19 protein-coding genes, 12 tRNA genes, 1 rRNA gene and 1 pseudogene are annotated in these 18552 nt (G+C 37.6%); 4 read left to right on the forward strand and 29 right to left on the reverse strand.

The window, feature by feature from the left end; all coding sequences use genetic code 11:
- The 15 genes from KI338_RS08570 to KI338_RS08640 all read right to left on the reverse strand — a co-directional run.
- Positions 1–358 (reverse strand): 16S ribosomal RNA (locus KI338_RS08570); the annotation flags it as partial.
- Positions 359–587: 229 nt separating this feature from the next.
- Positions 588–661 (reverse strand) — tRNA-Ile (locus tag KI338_RS08575).
- 8 nt (positions 662–669) lie between these two features.
- Positions 670–743, reverse strand: a tRNA-Gly gene (locus KI338_RS08580).
- A gap of 50 nt (positions 744–793) precedes the next feature.
- Positions 794–870, reverse strand: a tRNA-Pro gene (locus KI338_RS08585).
- 7 nt (positions 871–877) lie between these two features.
- A tRNA-Arg gene (locus KI338_RS08590) sits at positions 878–954 on the reverse strand.
- Between the two features lie 77 nt (positions 955–1031).
- A tRNA-Leu gene (locus tag KI338_RS08595) sits at positions 1032–1115 on the reverse strand.
- A gap of 27 nt (positions 1116–1142) precedes the next feature.
- Positions 1143–1227 (reverse strand) — tRNA-Leu (locus KI338_RS08600).
- 9 nt (positions 1228–1236) lie between these two features.
- Positions 1237–1312, reverse strand: a tRNA-Lys gene (locus KI338_RS08605).
- A complete protein-coding gene (locus tag KI338_RS08610) occupies positions 1303–1575 on the reverse strand; it encodes a hypothetical protein (RefSeq protein ID WP_212920616.1) in 273 nt (90 codons plus the stop codon). The genes KI338_RS08605 and KI338_RS08610 overlap by 10 nt, the downstream gene beginning before the upstream one ends.
- A gap of 76 nt (positions 1576–1651) precedes the next feature.
- Positions 1652–1726: transfer RNA gene (locus tag KI338_RS08615), tRNA-Gln, on the reverse strand.
- 11 nt (positions 1727–1737) lie between these two features.
- Positions 1738–1814 (reverse strand) — tRNA-Asp (locus tag KI338_RS08620).
- Between the two features lie 26 nt (positions 1815–1840).
- A tRNA-Glu gene (locus tag KI338_RS08625) sits at positions 1841–1912 on the reverse strand.
- 9 nt (positions 1913–1921) lie between these two features.
- Positions 1922–2012 (reverse strand) — tRNA-Ser (locus KI338_RS08630).
- A gap of 3 nt (positions 2013–2015) precedes the next feature.
- Positions 2016–2090 (reverse strand) — tRNA-Asn (locus tag KI338_RS08635).
- Between the two features lie 398 nt (positions 2091–2488).
- Entirely contained in the window at positions 2489–2947 is a 459-nt protein-coding gene (locus KI338_RS08640) for a SprT family protein (protein ID WP_212920617.1), read from the reverse strand.
- Positions 2948–3241: 294 nt separating this feature from the next.
- On the opposite strand from KI338_RS08640, the gene KI338_RS08645 reads away from it, so the two are divergent.
- Positions 3242–4723 (forward strand): catalase, encoded by a 1482-nt coding sequence (locus KI338_RS08645; RefSeq protein ID WP_212920618.1) that lies wholly within the window; start codon positions 3242–3244, stop codon positions 4721–4723.
- A 54-nt stretch (positions 4724–4777) separates the two neighbouring features.
- Here KI338_RS08645 and KI338_RS08650 read toward each other — a convergent pair whose 3' ends face one another.
- The gene (locus tag KI338_RS08650) at positions 4778–6943 is read right to left on the reverse strand and encodes a Tex family protein (RefSeq protein WP_212920619.1); all 2166 of its coding nucleotides are present in this window, start codon (positions 6941–6943) and stop codon (positions 4778–4780) included.
- A 304-nt stretch (positions 6944–7247) separates the two neighbouring features.
- On the opposite strand from KI338_RS08650, the pseudogene KI338_RS17740 reads away from it, so the two are divergent.
- A pseudogene (locus tag KI338_RS17740) lies at positions 7248–7550 on the forward strand (nuclease-related domain-containing protein); the annotation flags it as partial.
- A 306-nt stretch (positions 7551–7856) separates the two neighbouring features.
- On the forward strand, positions 7857–8036 hold the full coding sequence (locus KI338_RS17745; RefSeq protein WP_244853503.1) for a hypothetical protein: 180 nt from the start codon (positions 7857–7859) through the stop codon (positions 8034–8036).
- Positions 8037–8750: 714 nt separating this feature from the next.
- Here the strand turns inward: KI338_RS17745 and KI338_RS08660 are convergent.
- The 13 genes from KI338_RS08660 to acpS form a co-directional block, all read right to left on the reverse strand.
- On the reverse strand, positions 8751–9341 hold the full coding sequence (locus KI338_RS08660; RefSeq protein WP_212920620.1) for a PP2C family serine/threonine-protein phosphatase: 591 nt from the start codon (positions 9339–9341) through the stop codon (positions 8751–8753).
- Positions 9342–9346: 5 nt separating this feature from the next.
- Positions 9347–10135 carry an RNA polymerase sigma factor SigB gene (gene sigB, locus KI338_RS08665; RefSeq protein ID WP_212920621.1) on the reverse strand — a complete coding sequence of 263 codons (789 nt, stop codon included), beginning with the start codon at positions 10133–10135 and terminating at the stop codon, positions 9347–9349.
- Positions 10107–10583 (reverse strand): anti-sigma B factor RsbW, encoded by a 477-nt coding sequence (gene rsbW, locus KI338_RS08670; RefSeq protein WP_212920622.1) that lies wholly within the window; start codon positions 10581–10583, stop codon positions 10107–10109. The genes sigB and rsbW overlap by 29 nt, the downstream gene beginning before the upstream one ends.
- The gene (locus KI338_RS08675) at positions 10584–10916 is read right to left on the reverse strand and encodes an anti-sigma factor antagonist (protein ID WP_212920623.1); all 333 of its coding nucleotides are present in this window, start codon (positions 10914–10916) and stop codon (positions 10584–10586) included. It abuts the gene before it with no gap.
- A 78-nt stretch (positions 10917–10994) separates the two neighbouring features.
- The gene (locus tag KI338_RS08680; RefSeq protein WP_212920624.1) at positions 10995–12005 is read right to left on the reverse strand and encodes a PP2C family protein-serine/threonine phosphatase; all 1011 of its coding nucleotides are present in this window, start codon (positions 12003–12005) and stop codon (positions 10995–10997) included.
- A 91-nt stretch (positions 12006–12096) separates the two neighbouring features.
- The gene (locus KI338_RS08685; protein WP_212920952.1) at positions 12097–12498 is read right to left on the reverse strand and encodes an anti-sigma regulatory factor; all 402 of its coding nucleotides are present in this window, start codon (positions 12496–12498) and stop codon (positions 12097–12099) included.
- A 4-nt stretch (positions 12499–12502) separates the two neighbouring features.
- Positions 12503–12859 (reverse strand): STAS domain-containing protein, encoded by a 357-nt coding sequence (locus KI338_RS08690; RefSeq protein WP_212920625.1) that lies wholly within the window; start codon positions 12857–12859, stop codon positions 12503–12505.
- Between the two features lie 5 nt (positions 12860–12864).
- Positions 12865–13734: an RsbT co-antagonist protein RsbRA gene (gene rsbRA / locus KI338_RS08695; protein WP_212920626.1), complete on the reverse strand. Its 870-nt coding sequence runs from the start codon at positions 13732–13734 to the stop codon at positions 12865–12867.
- Positions 13735–13916: 182 nt separating this feature from the next.
- Positions 13917–14276 carry a type II toxin-antitoxin system PemK/MazF family toxin gene (locus KI338_RS08700; protein ID WP_212920627.1) on the reverse strand — a complete coding sequence of 120 codons (360 nt, stop codon included), beginning with the start codon at positions 14274–14276 and terminating at the stop codon, positions 13917–13919.
- 3 nt (positions 14277–14279) lie between these two features.
- Positions 14280–14564 carry a CopG family ribbon-helix-helix protein gene (locus tag KI338_RS08705; RefSeq protein ID WP_212920628.1) on the reverse strand — a complete coding sequence of 95 codons (285 nt, stop codon included), beginning with the start codon at positions 14562–14564 and terminating at the stop codon, positions 14280–14282.
- 144 nt (positions 14565–14708) lie between these two features.
- A complete protein-coding gene (alr, locus tag KI338_RS08710; protein WP_212920629.1) occupies positions 14709–15836 on the reverse strand; it encodes an alanine racemase in 1128 nt (375 codons plus the stop codon).
- Positions 15837–15928: 92 nt separating this feature from the next.
- Complete coding sequence (locus KI338_RS08715) at positions 15929–16951, reverse strand: LolA family protein (protein WP_212920630.1); 1023 nt, start codon at positions 16949–16951, stop codon at positions 15929–15931.
- A 336-nt stretch (positions 16952–17287) separates the two neighbouring features.
- Positions 17288–17641: a holo-ACP synthase gene (gene acpS, locus KI338_RS08720; RefSeq protein WP_212920631.1), complete on the reverse strand. Its 354-nt coding sequence runs from the start codon at positions 17639–17641 to the stop codon at positions 17288–17290.
- Between the two features lie 138 nt (positions 17642–17779).
- On the opposite strand from acpS, the gene KI338_RS08725 reads away from it, so the two are divergent.
- On the forward strand, positions 17780–18538 hold the full coding sequence (locus KI338_RS08725) for a rhomboid family intramembrane serine protease (RefSeq protein WP_212920632.1): 759 nt from the start codon (positions 17780–17782) through the stop codon (positions 18536–18538).
- The last annotated feature ends 14 nt before the right edge of the window (positions 18539–18552 follow it).

Consider the following 18552-nt stretch of genomic DNA (forward strand, 5'->3'; position numbering starts at 1 on the left):
TCTGGGCCGTGTCTCAGTCCCAGTGTGGCCGATCACCCTCTCAGGTCGGCTACGCATCGTCGCCTTGGTGAGCCGTTACCTCACCAACTAGCTAATGCGCCGCGGGCCCATCTGTAAGTGACAGCTTGCGCCGCCTTTCATCTTCTTACCATGTGATAAAAAGTATTATCCGGTATTAGCTCGCGTTTCCGCGAGTTATCCCAGTCTTACAGGCAGGTTGCCCACGTGTTACTCACCCGTCCGCCGCTCGATCCACTAATTTCACCCCGAAGGGATCCGTTAGTTTCACGCGCTCGACTTGCATGTATTAGGCACGCCGCCAGCGTTCGTCCTGAGCCAAGATCAAACTCTCCAAAAAAAGTTTGTTTATCATAATTGAACGAGTCAATTACATTCTTAGCTACTAAAAGCACGCTAGCTTTTAGATTATTAATAGAAAAAACAGGGTATGTTTTTTCCTTACATACTGGTTGTTTTGTTCAGTTTTCAAGGAGCAAATAATTCATTGTCTTTTGTTTGCGACAACTTTTATAGTTTATCACATCGTAAATATGATGTCAATAACTTTTTTCATCTTTTTTAGATGATGGGCCTGAGTGGACTCGAACCACCGACCTCACGCTTATCAGGCGTGCGCTCTAACCAGCTGAGCTACAGGCCCATAATTATTGGAGCGGGTGAAGGGAATCGAACCCTCGACATCAGCTTGGAAGGCTGGAGTTTTACCATTAAACTACACCCGCATAAAAATCAAGATATTAATCTACTTATTGAAGTATCAACTTTTTAGCACTGGTCGGGAAGACAGGATTTGAACCTGCGACCCCATGGTCCCAAACCATGTGCTCTACCAAGCTGAGCTACTTCCCGAGACATATGGCGCGCCCGAGAGGAGTCGAACCCCTAACCTTTTGATCCGTAGTCAAACGCTCTATCCAATTGAGCTACGGGCGCAAAAAGCGACGTATTTAAATATAACACATCAGCTAAACTAAAGCAAGAGTTTTTTGTTCCAATTATCCGGAACTAAGTGCGGCCGAGAGGACTTGAACCTCCACGGGATTAACTCCCACTAGGCCCTCAACCTAGCGCGTCTGCCATTCCGCCACGACCGCATAAAGAATACAACGTATTACATTAATTGGTGCGGGTGAAGGGAGTCGAACCCCCACATCCGAAGATACTAGATCCTAAGTCTAGCGCGTCTGCCAATTCCGCCACACCCGCATTATCTAATGGTGAGCCATGCAGGATTCGAACCTGCGACCCTCTGATTAAAAGTCAGATGCTCTACCGACTGAGCTAATGGCTCATGATTGTTAGCGATACTAATTTCACATGATAGTTCATCAAGATGACCCCTGCATCTACAAGTATATCCAAAGAAGTTACATGCTTCGGGGTTACTCGTAGCAGATTCGGTGGAAGTAATGCTCGTTGCTCTACCGACTGAGCTAATGGCTCATGATTGTTAGCGATACTAATTTCACATGATAGTTCATGGAGGTTTACCAGCGAAAGTGCTCGTCGCTGAAGATAACTCGAAGTAGCAATGCTCCTCGCAAGCCTGTACATAGCTGCTCATTCAAAAATGATAACGGCTAGCTAATGGCTCATTTATAGTTTGTTAATCTTCTCACAAACAAAAAATTGGCTGGGCTACTAGGATTCGAACCTAGGAATGACGGGACCAAAACCCGTTGCCTTACCGCTTGGCTATAGCCCAACAAATTTAAATGGCGGTCCGGACGGGACTCGAACCCGCGACCTCCTGCGTGACAGGCAGGCATTCTAACCAACTGAACTACCGGACCTTTGCTATTTAATTTTTTTAAAAAAATGACCCGTACGGGATTCGAACCCGTGTTACCGCCGTGAAAGGGCGGTGTCTTAACCGCTTGACCAACGGGCCATAACAGAATGGCGGAGAAGGAGGGATTTGAACCCTCGCGCCGGTTACCCGACCTACACCCTTAGCAGGGGCGCCTCTTCAGCCACTTGAGTACTTCTCCATTTGGCTCCACAGGTAGGATTCGAACCTACGACCGATCGGTTAACAGCCGATTGCTCTACCACTGAGCTACTGTGGAATAATTAAGATTTAATAATCAACTGAGTTATTGCGTGTTAATTCAATAATGTTGACCCCTGCATCTTCAAGTTCAGGCAAAGATGTCTATTGCTTCGGGGTTACTCGTAGCGGATTCGGTAGAAGTAATGCTCGTTGCTCTACCACTGAGCTACTGTGGAATAATAATTTTTCAGTGACGAAAAATATCATACAACAAATTAGAATTGATGTCAAGATTTTTTTAACTTAACTTCAGATGATTCTTTATCCGTTTCTCTGAAACAAGTTTTTCTTAAGACTTTATATAATTTATCATGCTTAAGGCATTTCGTCAATCTATTTTCTAGGTCTAAATTTTTAAACTTTTTATCGCTATATCACTTCCTTAATTTCTTAATCTTTCTATCTTTAAGCGATTTATTTCGTTAATCTCTTTAACTCTCCCCTACAAATCCCACAACGAAACTTTCTTATATTAACCTTTCTAACTCTATTATAGATATGACCACATTGTTGACATTTGTATTGATGCTTTTTTTGATTTAAATTAGAAGGAAGTGGTTTACAGTGTCTTGGAGAACCTGTTTGTTTTAATAGAATTTTAAACTCTTTATCACCATGTTTATATCCTTTTCCTTCTATATGTAAATGATAGTGACATAGTTCATGCTTTATAATACCTATAAATTCACTGTGTTCCATTTCATAAAAATATTTTGGGTTCAATTCAATAAGTCTTTCCATTGGCAAATATCTCCCGCCAGTAGTACGAAGACGACTATTAAACACTACCCTATCAACAAAGGGTTTATTAAAGAATTGCAGCGATAGTTGGTTTACTAATTCCTCCAGCTCTTTCTCATTTAAAAGTTTCATTTGCGAAAATCACCCTCGACATTAACTGTTTTACAACCCCTATACCTACTAATTACCCATATGGACCAACATTCTACCATGTTATTTAAAATAATTATAATTAAAAATTGATTTTTATGTTTAATCCATTATAATATAAGTAGTGTGATTGATTAAATTACTTTCGAAAGGAGGAGAATCTAGTATATCTTTATCCTTTAGATAGGATTTTTTTAATCAAACTACCTATTTAGTAATCTCACTATAACTATGATACTATACTTTATGTATATTAAAACAGGAGGGACATATTCAATGAGTGAAAATAAGAAAAAAATGACCACTGCATTTGGAGCTCCAGTACCAAATGATGATGATGTTAAAACAGCAGGTCCAAGAGGTCCGCTATTAATGGAAGACTTCTGGTTCTTAGAGAAGCTTGCACATTTTGACCGTGAAGTTATTCCTGAGCGTCGTATGCACGCAAAAGGTTCTGGTGCGTACGGAACTTTTACTGTAACTCATGACATTACGAAATATACAAAAGCAGCTATGTTCTCAGAAGTAGGTAAGAAAACAGATATGTTCTTACGTTTCTCTACTGTTGCTGGTGAGCGTGGAGCAGCTGATGCTGAACGCGACATTCGTGGTACAGCACTTAAATTCTATACAGAGGAAGGTAACTGGGATTTAGTTGGTAACAACACACCTGTATTCTTCTTCAGAGATCCTAAACGCTTCCCTGATTTAAACCACGTAGTTAAACGTGATCCAAAAACAAACATGCATAGTGCACAAGCAAACTGGGATTTCTGGACTGGTATACCAGAAGCACTTCACCAAGTAACTATTGTTATGAGTGACCGTGGAATTCCTGCTACTTACAGACATATGCATTTATTCGGAAGTCATACTTACAGCTTAATTAATGCTGATAACGAACGCGTATGGGTAAAATTCCACTTCCGTACACAGCAAGGAATTAAAAACCTAACAGACCAAGAAGCAGAAGCTTTAATTGGTAAGGATCGCGAAAGCCACCAAAGAGATCTTTATGAATCAATTGAAAATGGAGACTTCCCTAAATGGACGCTTTACATTCAAGTAATGACAGAAGAAGAAGCGAAACAAGTACCATACAATCCATTTGATTTAACAAAAGTATGGCCTAAAGGTGATTTCCCTCTTATCGAGGTTGGTGAGCTTGAGCTTAACCGTAACCCTGAGAACTATTTTGAAGAGGTTGAGCAAGCAGCATTTGCTCCGACTAATATTGTTCCTGGCATTGGTTTCTCACCAGATAAAATGCTTCAAGGTCGTCTATTCTCATATGGTGATACACAACGCTATCGTTTAGGTGTAAACCACTGGCAAATTCCAGTTAACTACCCTAAAAATGCGAAGAACTTTAACCCATACCATCGTGATGGTGCTATGCGCGTAATTCCTCATGGAAACCAAGTTTCTTACAGCCCTAACAGTTACGGGGAATGGCAAGATAGCAAAGAACATCAAGAGCCTGCATTACAGCTTGGAGCAGATGTAGATTATTATGATTTCGATAAAGATGATGATAAATACTTCGAGCAACCAGGTAACCTATTCCGTTTAATGACTGCTGAAGAACAACAAAGATTGTTCGAAAATACAGCTCGTGCAATGGAAGGTACTACGAAAGAGGTTCAATTAAGACATATTAATCATTGCTATAAAGCAGACCCAGCTTATGGTGAAGGTGTTGCAAATGCACTTGGAATTTCTATGAGTGAAGTTGAAGCTGCTAGTGATGTAGAATAATAATTTCTCATATAAAAAGCACTGCGGAGGTAATACTCCGTAGTGCTTTTTAGCTTATTCCTTAATCATAGATAAAGCTACTCTACCTTTATTTAAATCAACACTCTCAACCCAAACTGTTACAACATCCCCAACAGAGGCAATATCCATTGGATGCTTCACAAAGGAATTAGACATTTTAGAGATATGGACTAAGCCATCTTGTTTCACTCCAACATCAACAAACACACCAAAATCTACTACATTTCTTACCGTTCCTTGGAGTTCCATTCCTGGCTTTAAGTCTTCTAGTGACAATACATTTTTCTTAAGTAAAGGCTGCGGGTATTCATCACGTGGATCTCTCTCCGGCTTACTAAGAGCTTGAATAATATCTTCTAGGGTTGGTTCACCAATATTCAATTGAACAGCTGTTTCCTTCTTATCAAGTGTTGCTAGTTTTTCCCCTAATTTATCAGATCCTATATCATTAATCGTACAATCTAGCATTTTTAGCAATTTTTCAGTATGACTATAGCTTTCTGGATGAATAGGAGTACGGTCAAGTGGATTATCACCATCAATTATTCTTAAAAAGCCAATCGCTTGTTCGTACGTCTTAGCTCCAAGGCGAGGAATTTTTTTAAGCTGATTACGATTTGTAAATTTACCATTCTCATTTCGCATCTTCACAACATTCCCGGCTACGGTTTTGCTTAAACCAGAAACATACTGTAACAATGATCTTGATGCCGTGTTAACATTAACCCCTACTTGGTTAACCGCTGTTTCCACAACAAATGATAATGATTCATTCAATGATTTTTGACTAACATCATGTTGGTACTGACCTACGCCAATTGATTTAGGATCAATTTTTACTAGCTCTGCTAATGGATCTTGAACCCTACGTGCGATGGATGCAGCACTTCTTTCTTCAACATGTAATTCTGGAAATTCTTCTCGTGCTAATTCAGAAGCAGAATACACACTCGCACCCGCTTCATTAACAATGATGTAAGGAATATCTAGATTGTTTTTAGTGATAACATCTGAGATAAACTGTTCCGTTTCCCTAGATGCGGTGCCATTTCCTATTGCGATTAATTCCACGGAATATTTACGAATAAACTCTAATACTAGCTTCTCCGCACCAACTACATCATTTTTTGGTGCTGTAGGATACATAACACCGACTTGAAGTAGTTTACCGGTTTCGTCGATAGCAGCTAATTTACAGCCTGTTCGATATGCAGGATCAACCCCTAATACAGTTCTTCCTTTTAATGGTGGCTGTAATAGCAGATTCTTAAGGTTTGTAGCAAAAACAGATATAGCTTGTTCTTCTGCTTTTTCCGTTAGTCCTGTTCTTATTTCCCGTTCAATGGAAGGTTCAATCAAACGTTTGTAACTATCTGCTATAGCGGCCTTCAATATTGCCGAAATCTCTTCAGTAGCTTTCGGTTGAATAATTTTCCTTTCTAAATAGGTAATAATCGTTTCAACTGGAGGATTAATCGATACCTTCAGTACCTCCTCTTTTTCACCACGATTGAGAGCCAGTATTCGGTGAGATACAATTGACCGTACGGCTTCACTATAGTCATAGTACATTTCATAAACACTTTTTTCATCTTTTTCTTTATTTTTGACTTCTGATTGGATTAACCCACGCTTAAAGGTCTCATTCCGAATATATTCACGGTATTCCGCTTCATCAGAAATCCACTCTGCAATAATATCATTAGCTCCTGCAAGAACTTCTTCCACCGTAAGTAATTCATGCTCTTCTGATATATATTTTTCCGCTTCCTGAGAAACAGCAAACGGATTCTGCTTCCATATTTCTATTGCAAGTGGCTCTAAACCCTTTTCTTTTGCAATTGTTGCTTTCGTTCTTCTTTTTTGTTTATATGGACGATATAAATCCTCCACCCGTTGAAGCTGAGTGGCTTTACGTATTTCGTCTTCTAATTCCGGTGTAAGCTTTCCTTGTTCATCTATTAACCGGATTACCTCTTCTTTTCGCTGTGATAAATTATAAGCGTACTGCCACTTATCCTGAATTGCCTTTATTTGCACTTCATCCAGTCCACCTGTTACCTCTTTACGGTAACGGGCAATAAATGGAACTGTATTTCCTTCATCCAATAACGCAATAACCTTGTTAACTATATTCGAATGAACTGCGGTTTCTTTTGCTACCCACTGGGATAATTCTTGTTTTAAATTATCTGACACTGTACTTCCTCCTTTACATCTCCCTTATTTTATCAAAATCACGTGTAGAACAACAAACATTCTCTTAAATTGAATCGCGATTGGGGCAGAATCATATGTGGTATTACCTAATGAATTTACAATATTAAAATAGGAAGTTTACTAGATTGATGATATAATAGCCTAAAAAATAGGGAGGAACAAAATGGAAGTTAAAAAACGAACCCCTTCAAGAGAGTTGCAAATCCTTAATAGTTTATCTTATCGAAGTAATCTTTCAGAATAGGAAAATTATCACTACCTCAATCTAAAAAAGGGATATGAAGGTGAGTTATTATTCGATCGAGTACTGGATCAACATCTCCACAGTGAATGCCTCATCATAAAAGATTTACTCCTAACTGTCTACAACACTACTTTTCAAATTGATACGCTGATTATTTTCCCTAATACGATTGAGCTCTTCGAAATTAAAAATTATCAGGGTGAATACACCTACGATAAAGACAAATTTTATAAAAATGCCGATTATAAAATAACAAATCCCGAGCATCAAACAGAACGTGCAGAGACCCTCTTACGTCAATTGCTTCAAAGCCATGGTTTTAGCTCCTCGATCAATGCAACAGTAGTTTTTATCAATCCCGAGTTCACTTTATTTAATGCCCCCACAGACAAACCATTCATCCTGCCATCTCAAATCAATACCTTATTAAATAAGTTAAATTCTAATCCATCAAAGTTATCTGCTCAAAACAAAAGACTAGCAGAAAAACTAATCGCTCTTCATCAGAAAACCTCTCCACGACAAATACTACCAAAATATAATTATGATCAGCTTCGAAAAGGTATAAGCTGCCATCATTGTAATTCATTTTCCCTAGTAGCAAAGGGACATTATTGTATCTGTAATAAATGTGGCGGGAGAGAAATATTGTCAAACGCGATTATTCGCAGCACTCGAGAATTAAAACTACTTTTTCCTGACATGCGGGTTACCACTAGTAACATATTTGATTGGTGCAGTATTATTCCTTCAAAGCAACGAATAAGAAGAATATTAATGAAGCATTTCAAGCTAATTAGTAACGGACGCTGGTCTTATTTTGAATGAGAAGAACCTGGTAAGGTAGTTCTTACCAGGTTCTTCTCATTGCACGGTATTCGAGAATATAACCTAACAAGCTGCACTATGCTTCATTTCGAACCTCAAACATAGCTCGAAATGATGTTTATACCCTCTCTATGATTCATTTCGTACACCCAACTTGGACCAAAATGATGTTTATACCTGCTCTACGCTTCATTTCACACCTCTGACTGGATTGAAATGATGTTTATACCTCATCTATGCTTCATTTTACATCCCTTACTAGGGCTGAAATGATGCTTATTCCCGTTCTATGCGTCATTTCACATCCCTTACTAGGACTGAAATGATGCTTACACCCGCTCTATGATTCATTTTAAACCCTTGACTCGGTTCAAATGATGCTTATTCCTGCTCTATGCTTCATTTCAAGCCCTGAGTCTGGCCAAATGATGCTTACACCCGCTCTACGCTTCATTTCGCACCTCTAACTAGATTGAAATGATGCTTATGCCTACTCTATGCTTCATTTCAAGCCCCTAGGCAAGACCAAATGATGCTTATTCCCGCTCTATGATTCATTTCACATCCCTAACTAGGACTGAAATGATGTTTATACCCACTCTTCCTCCAGCCCTCCTCAAACAAAATGATGTTTATCCCCTCTAATCAAAGCCACGTCCTTCTGAATCAACCACAATTCTATAGATAAAAAAATAAGACTAGCACTTTGCCAGCCTATTTATGCTCATATCGAATTGCAATTAAGGTCGTATCGTCTTTTCTTGGGCGGTTACTTTTTAATTCGAAAGTCTGTGTGATTCTTTCAACATCTTTATCAAAAAAGTAGCTTTCTGATAAATCTTTATTGGTTACTCCGTCCGTATAGAGTATAAAATTCATCTCGTCCTCAAGTGGTTCATGGATGAGTTTAATTTTTGTGTGATAGCCAGCTAAGTAACCTGCAGTTGGAATGCTGCGTTTCTTTTCATTTTCACCTGTAACAGTCATTACTCCTACATTTCCGATAGATGAAATAGAGTAGCTCTCCATCTCATAGTTAATTTTTAATAATGCTAGGACGGAGCCACGCTTTCCAAGTAGCTTCTCGTTACACTTTACTATGATTTGTTCAACAGAATCAGAGTTATTTTCCTTAATGGTATCTATGACAATTTTGGATGACTCTTTTGCAAATTCTCCACTACCTAAGCCATCTGCGAGCGCACAAATAAATCCATGTTTTGTTTCTAGATAGTAATAGCTATCTCCACATTCAGAATTCCCGTCCTTTGCTTGCTGAAAAACTGATACGTTAATACGGTTCATAATTATTACAATACCTCCGCACTATCTGAATTTATTGCTTCACGGAGTTTTTTTAAAGACCTACGCTGTAAACGTGAAACATGCATTTGTGAAATTCCTAATCGTTCACCTGTTTCTTTTTGACTCAAATTCTCGAAATAAGTATACCTAATAATCTGTTGTTCACGTTCCGTTAGAATAGGTAGTACTTTCTCGATAAGCATTTTATAATCAATTTGTGTGTAACCTGATTCATTAGCCCCAATCATATCGATTATCGCAACTGTACTACCGTCTGATGTACCTTCGATATTTTTATCTACTGATATGGCCTTGTAGCTCTTGTTCATTTCCATCGTCTCTAGTATTTCTTCCTCAGAGACCTCCAGATACTCAGCAATTTCTTGTACTGTCGGTGAGGTTTGCTTAATTGTAGTTAGTTCGTCAACGGCTTTCTTAATTTTCGGACCCAATTCCTTTATTCTTCTTGGTACGTGAACACTCCATGTTTTATCTCGAATAAACCGTTTTATTTCTCCGACTATCGTAGGGATTGCAAAGGATTCGAATGTTTTACCAAATGAGGCATCGAAGCGTTTAATAGCTGCCAAAAGCCCTATCATTCCGACTTGAACTAAATCTTCATGAATCATACTATTCTTAGAGTATTTTCTGGCAATGGATTCAACAAGATCTTGGTAGGTATGGATAATTTTCTGCTGTGTCACTTCATCAGAAGGGTTTTCTTGAAGATATTTAATCCACTCGTAAACCTCATCTCTTCCTTTATTGTCCGGTTGAGACGTGGTCGTCATTTAACCCCACCCCTAGTTTCTCAAGGTACTTTGTCATGAGGACAATAACACCAGAGTCATTTTTTATTTCAACCTTATCCATTAAAGCATTAATCAAAAATAATCCAAAACCTCCTTCTCGAAGGTTTTCAATTGATTCTTCGTTAGCCTGGGGACCAATATCTTCTTTTATATCTTGTAAGTCAAAGCTCCCTCCACGATCTGCAACCATTATTTCTAAACGATTATCATATACACCAAACCCAATCGTTACTTCACCTTGCTCTTCAGCGCGATATGCATGGTTAACCACGTTCGTCACCGCTTCTGAAATTGAAATCTTCAAGTCCTCAATATCTTCATATGTGAAGCCCATTCGATTTGCTATACCAGACAGGCTCAAACGTATAACACCTACATATTCTGGCTTTGCAGGAAACCTCATTTCAATAAAATCAAACGATTCCATTTATCCATCCACACCTCGAATCGTAGTGTTAATATCCATTACCTCATTTAATCCCGTTATTTGAAACAAACGATGCACCCTATCCTGCAAGTTTACTAGCTTTAGATTACTAGCATGCTCTTTTGCAGATTTTAGCGCATTAATAAATATTCCCAGACCCGTTGAGTCCATATAACTCACATTCTCTAAATTAATTTCTAGTAAATGTCCTTTTTTCATTGTTAGTGGGAGTAATGCTTCTTTTAACTCCGATGCTGTATAAACATCAATTTCACCGGATAAATGAACAAACGATTCATTGTTCTTTTCATCTATTTGAATTTGTAGATTCATAACTAACCCTCCATTACCCCAAATCAAATAGTATTATTTTAATCCATTTGTATATCCCTTACCCCTTGCAAACCTAAGCTAAACCTGTTTTTTTATCATAATCAGCGTAAAATCATCCCTTAGCTGAAAATTTTGCAAGCGTTCAAAATGGCGATATACATGATTAACAGCTTCCTGAGATGGTAGATGAATATATTTTTTGATTACATCAATCACTTCAGTTCTGTCAATAAATTGGTTATCCCTACGACATTCTGTTACTCCATCCGTAAGAAGTATAATAATGTCACCCTTTTCGAGATTCAGTTCGTCCTGGACATAACTAGCATCCGGATTGACACCGAGAACCAATCCTTTTGATTCAATATCCTTAAATTTTTGTAGCCTACTGCTGTAATAAAAGCCTGGTTCGTGCCCCGCCGAAGAATAGTACAACTTTCCTGTATCCGGTTTATATTGCGCATAGAACATCGTAATGAACATACTTGGATCGACATTTCTTTCTACAACACGATTTATGCTTGCAAGAACAGTATCAGTCGTCATAATATTCTCCGGAAAACTATCCATCGCATATTTTATCATAGACATAGAAAGGGCAGCCGGAATGCCTTTTCCGATTACATCCGCAATGGTAATACTAATTGTACCATCCTTCCCCTTCACAAAATGATGGTAATCTCCATTCATTTGATTGGCCGGCACACTTATTACACCGATATCCAATTCATCTGTCTCAGGTATTTTAGACTGTAGTAGCATTTTTTGCATTCGCGCTGCTACTAATATTTCTGATTTTATCGCTAGCTGTTTTTCTCGAAGATTTTGAAACTCCTGATGTGCAAGCCCATAGGAAATCATTGCCTCTAACAAAAAATGCATAGAAGGCTTAATTTTATCATGTAAATCTGGGTAAATTTCGAGTAGTGCCTGGATATGTAGATTAACAAACTCCTCTGGCAAAATATTTTTTTTTATAAAAGACTTAGAGATTTGTTCTGCGCCATATAGTGCCTGCTCGTCTTGTGTTTCAATATATTTTTTTAATAAAGCTGTATAATTCCGTGTATCTATTTCTCTTGTATCCATAGTGAACTCTCCTATTTTTATTAGGAATCTCATTAGACTATAAACAAACCTCTTTAGAAGTTCATAAAGCGTATCGTATAAGTCCCAGTTCTTATCTAAGCCATTTGACAGTGACAATGGTTGTTCCCTTATTCACCTCGGATATAATATCAAAATCATCCATTAATCTTCTAACACCTGGCAAACCTGCACCTAATCCACCAGAGGTTGAGAAACCGTCTTCCATTACTTGACTTAAATCTTTGATCCCAGGTCCCTTATCTTCTGCCTTAATGGAAATCCCTTTTGTATCTAGTGATTGCACTATATTAAAAGAAATTTTTCCTTCCCCGGCATATAAATAAATATTTCGAGCAAGTTCAGATATAGCTGTCGTAATACGTGCCTGATCGACAGTACCAAAGCCTATATTTTTGGCAATCTCGCGTCCCATTTGACGTGCTGCAACAATATCCCATTCTTTTAAAATGGTTACACAGGATTGGGAATTCATCATATTACTCCCCCAGTTCCTGATGTAATTTCAATAGGCCTTGTTCTAAATCCAATGCGGTAGGGACATTCTGTAAATGAATACCCAATTCAATTAGGGTCATCGCAACCGCTGGTTGAATTCCAGTTAAGACAACTTTCGCCCCCATAAGGTCTGACATCGACACTACATCTCCTAATACCTTCGCAATAAAAGAATCAATCACATCAACTGATGTTAAATCAATCACTACACCAGTTGCTTCTGTTTTATGAATTTCACCAAGTAAATCTTCTTGGAATTGAATCGCCGTATGATCGTCTAATTCTGTTTGAATTGATATTAACAAATAATTATGTAGTTTTAAAATAGGTATTCGCATCTAATTTAGTCCTCCTTACTAATCCCTAGAATTTCATTAAAATATTGGGATTTATTATCCATTTCCACTATCGACTTATTGGTAATTTCAAGCGCAAGCATAAAGCCTTTCTTCAATGTGCTTTTCGTAGGAAGTTGTGAGAAATTAATCCCCAAATTGACAATAGTTTGTGCAATCTCTGGACGTATCCCCACTAATATACACTTAGCCCCTAACAAACGAACCGCCTCGGTAGCCTGAAATAAATGATGTGCAACCATGGTATCTACTACTGGTACACCCGTTATATCAATAAGTACCACTTCTGCATTATGTCGCATAACACCTTCCAACAAATTTTCCATGATAAATTTGGCACGTTCTGTATCAATCGTACCAATTAAAGGCATGATGGTGATGTTATCCATTACTGGAATTAATGGAGCAGATAATTCTTGTAAGGCAATTCGTTGTAGGGACACGATATGTTCCCAGCTAACTGAATATTCATTAACTAAATGTCTAATGATAGGCTCTACCCATGAATCAACATTACTCAATACACTTGCTATAAACGCTGGATCAACTTCTTCCAATTTATTTAAAATAGTATTTAACGTCACTTTACGAAAAACTAATAATCCATCCGTAATATAGCTCAGTGGCCAGCCAAGATGGATGATTTTCTTTGAAAATTCCTCTACTACCATAGTCGAACCATTTTCTCTAATACTACTAAATATTACATTAACAAATTCCTTATTATTGCTTTCATATAATTTATCAGAGATATCCATCGTGTAATTTACATTTTTTAATAAATTTATTTCCTTTAACCATTCATGGATAATATCATCACTATTCTCAATGGCAATATTTCTCAGATCCCTGTTCATCCCCGTACATACCCCCAATAAAATAAATATTATAAATATTTTCACATGATGTGATGATTATTGCAAATATCTTTTGTAATGATTGTTTAATGATTGCCCTCGCCTAGAGTAACTTATAATTATGTTTTTTAATCACCAAAACATAAAAAAACTCATAGTTATAAATATCTAACTATGAGTCATTATTGTCCATACATGTCCTTAAGCCCAAGACTTATTTCCAATGCATGATTTATTTTCTGCATCATTTCATGATCTAATTTGGTTATTTTATCTGTTAGTCGCTGTTTATCCAGTGTTCGAATCTGTTCTAACAAAATAACAGAATCTCGATCAAACCCATATCGTTTGGCATCTATCTCTACATGCGTAGGTAATTTTGCTTTTTGAATTTGGGCTGTAATTGCAGCAACTATTACAGTTGGGCTAAATCGATTTCCAATATCATTTTGGAGGATCAATACAGGACGAACGCCCCCTTGTTCCGATCCAACTACAGGGGATAAGTCAGCGAAATAAACTTCGCCTCTCTGTACAATCAAAATCTACACCCCGATCACAGAGCGCTCTAAAGTTATTTCTGCCTCCTCTTCAGCTTGAAAAGCCTCTGAAGCAATAGAGAGATTGATTCTTGCCATTTCCTGATAGCCTTTTTGCATGGATTTATAAAAATTTTGGATGTATTCTTCTTTCTTAGCTTCTAGATATGCTCTAGTTGCCTGACTGATGATGTCACTTAAATCTCGATTCTCTTTTTTCACTAATCCATCCACCTCGTTTAGTAGGGTTTTAGGTAGTCGTACCATTACTTCTTGTAAACTCTCCGACAAAACCAAGCACCTCCGCCAACCGCCTGAACGTCCATTTTCTATTTTAATCAAATCTAATAATATCATTGTATTGCTCTAATTGCAAAGGCTTCTTTAAGAATTTATAGGCTTATAGTCCTTGTCTTAAGAAATCTTACGTTAGCTTCAATTTGAATCCACGTAGACCCTCGGTATTCGTTCGTTTATCATACAAGGTATTTCATAGGTTATCGTATCTAAATAGCGTGCGATTTCATCCATCTCGATACAATCATTACCCTCTGAACCAATTAGCGTTACTTTTGTCCCTACATCATAATATCCATCTAGCTTTATCATCGTTTGATCCATGCAAATTCTTCCGATAATTGGCATTCTCTTACCATTTACTAAAACGTTCATTCCCTGTAGTTTTCTATTCCAGCCATCGCCATAGCCAATGGGAATTGTCCCTATCCACTCATCATTTTTAGCAATATAGGTTTGCCCATAGCTAACCGATTCACCCTTGGCAATTTTTTTCACGTGAACTAGTCTACTATGAAGTGAAAAAGCTTGCTTCAGCTGGATAGCATGTTCTTCCCTCACTTCCTGAGATGGATACAACCCATACATGGATATGCCAAAACGCACACAATTATACATCTTTTCTGGAAATCTTATTGCCGCAGCACTATTTCCTATATGAATCATAACTGGCTTCTTCCAGAACTTTTTAAATACATGCAGGAATGCTTCGAACCTCTCCGTCTGTTCCCGATAGAAAGAAAGATCCTCCGCATCTGCCGTCGCAAAATGTGTAAAAATACCAGATAAGTGTATATTCTTATTCTTAGCTATTTCCTGTAAAATACTTACCATTTCTTCATCTGAACGTATTCCAATACGGCCCATCCCCGTATCTACTTTTAGATGGAGCTTTAAAGGATTTATTAAATCTTGTTTCCCTACTTCTTTAATCCAATCCAATTGAAAGAATGTTAAGGTTATATTATGTTCTGCTGCTACACTCGCATATTTGGCAGGAACAAACCCCAAGACAAGTATAGGTGCAGTAATTGCGGCTTCTCTTAAAGTCAACGCTTCCTCTAGTATGGCAACTGCGAGTCCGCTCGCACCAGATTCTAATGCTTTTTTGGCCACTGGGACAATCCCATGTCCATATGCGTTTGCCTTCACAACAGCTATAACGTTACTATCTTGCGGTAGTTTTTCCTTTATTTGCGTAATATTATACGCTATTGCATCAAGATTTATTTCAGCCCAAGTATCACGGTACATTTTCTCTACCACAAGTAATTACTCCCTTCGATTTTCACATAATCCTATTATATCAAAAATAAAAAGCAGACCCTTAACATGGAGCCTGCCAACTTTTACTTTTTTTACTTTACTTCTTGACCTTGAACAGATTGCGCAACTTCAATTAGTTCTTCTCGTGTCAACTGGTCACTTGCTAAATAAAAGCTCATCCCATCATAATCCCACTCTACAGCATTCTCAGAGAGTACCCCTACAGCAAATCCTAGGTTTACAATATCACCATCCACTTCAACTGGAGAGGATAAGGTCTCAACAGCATTACGCTTCTCTTGAACTAGAGTGAAATTTCGATCTCCAGTAAAAGTGGAAATAACACGCTTCCCATCTGCTAATTTTACTTCAACACGATCTGCTAACTCTGCACCAACTGTGTTAACTGGAATCATCACCCGCAAATCCTCAGGCATTCCAGCTCCCGATGTTGGAACATCTTCCTCTTCGCTTACCTTTGCCATATTTTGATCGATTGCAAAATCCCCATCTTTTAAGGTAGGGTTTATCTTAAAGCTAGTAAACTTAACCTCCACAGCAGTTTTATCATCTGTGTTTAATACTTTTACCATGACAGGTGTATAGCTTTCCTTATCAATATATATCACTTGATGTGGTAGGTTGTTGTTACTTTGGTAATTAGTTTTTGTTTTAAAAATATAGTACTTGTCATCTGTAGTAAATTCAGCCCCTTTATCATTCTTAATATCTTCTACTAAGGATTGATATAGATATGGCTGGCTACTATTGTTCGGCCAATCTGATTGAAATTTGAAGCTTTTCTTTAGCTCCGGTGTTAAGACAAATACACCATCCATATTTTTAAGAATTACTTGGCCACCCTTGTCCTCTTTATTACTAGAAAGAGCCACTCGATAAAAGTCCTTTTTCTTATGCCAGACATCAATTTTAAATACTTGTTCCTCTTGTCCAGTTGTCATTTTCATTTCAACATTCGTTTTATAACCTGTTAATCCATTTACACTTTCACCAAGCTTTTTCACGACATCCTCTTGTGACTTCTCACCACATGCAGCTAGGACCAACATAATGCCAAATACGAATATCATCCATATACGTGATTTTTTTATCATGGACATATCTCCCTTGTCTAAATTTACCAAGCCTAACAGTTAAGCTTTTACGATTTATACAAAGGGAACATTTCACCTAAGAAAGTACGAGCTGACCATTTCTCCAGCTACTTACAACACGAACATCCTCCATATTCCACCCTTTCAATGATTTTTCGGATTACGCTTTGAATATTCTTTTCCACTCCTAAATTGCCCTCGGTTGCACCTATGGTTTAATGGTCAATTTCGTATATTTCTTATGCGGTGTTTAAATAGCTTGTTCCCTCCTGCCCGCACTAAAATATATGAGACAACCTTAGCAATTATGCAGATGATATCCGTTAAACTATTAATTTATCCTTCTAAAACAACCTGTGCTACTGCATATTCCTTACTATGTGAAATGGAAACAAAAATATTCATCTTATCTGGTAAAGATACAGACAACATAGGCTTTCCTCTTTCATCATTCACAACCTCTATGTCTTGAAAGCTTAACTTTCCAATACCAGTTCCCATCGCCTTGGCAAACGCCTCTTTAGCAGCAAATCTCCCTGCAACAAATTCTGCTTTTCTAGCTTCTCCCTGAAGCCCCTTTAAATACATTCTTTCATTTGTCGTCAACACCCGCTCAAGAAAACGCTCATTCTCTATACTTTTTCGAATTCTATTTATTTCTATAATATCAATCCCAATGCCTTTTATCATTGTCGTACCCCTCGCTAACTAAATCAATCTACATTTTAATATCACTTCATTTATTATTATAGTAATCTAATATTGTACATACTATTATCATAGCCAAAAGAAATTAGTAAACAAACCCATTTTGAAAGAAGGGATAGCATGTTTCTACGAACGGAAAAAAGTGTAAAAGAATTTATCCAATCCTACCCTATTATTTCCACCTTAGTCATCATTAATATCAGTATATGGATATTAGGTCTATTACCAATTACTTTCTTTGACCGTCTTTATGATTTAGGTGTTGGGAGTCATTTCGATATCCAAAACGGTGAATATTGGCGTTTTCTAACCCCTATTTTTCTACATGGTGGGTTTACACATATGCTATTTAATTCATTTTCTCTCATTTTATTTGGACCAGCCCTTGAGCAAATGTTAGGCAGACTAAAATTTATCCTAGCCTATCTTGGAGCAGGAGTCTTAGCAAATATTGCTACATTCCTTCTAAATCCAGATCTAGGATTTGCTCATGTTGGTACTTCTGGTGCCATATACGGATTATTTGGTATCTATGTATTTATGGTCGTATTTCGCAAGCATTTAATTGATGCTCAAAGCGCACAAATTATTGTTATTATCTTTATTATTGGTCTAATCATGACCTTTATCAGACCTGGTATTAATGAATATGGCCATGTTTTAGGCTTTGTCTCTGGGTTTGTAATTGCCCCTCTTTTACTAACAAAAGCAAGACCATTTAACCCATGGAAGAACCCTCATTCCAACGGTCCGAAAGATATACAATTTAATCCTAACCGCTGGAAGAAAAAAAACTTCTTCCAGAGGCTAAGACTAAATCCTTTTTTCATTTTCTTTATTATTGTTCTAATAATCTTTATCGTACAGAATTTCTTTTAAAAACTAAATAGAAT

Source organism: Ornithinibacillus bavariensis, from assembly GCF_018333235.1.
Lineage (GTDB): Bacteria > Bacillota > Bacilli > Bacillales > Amphibacillaceae > Ornithinibacillus > Ornithinibacillus bavariensis.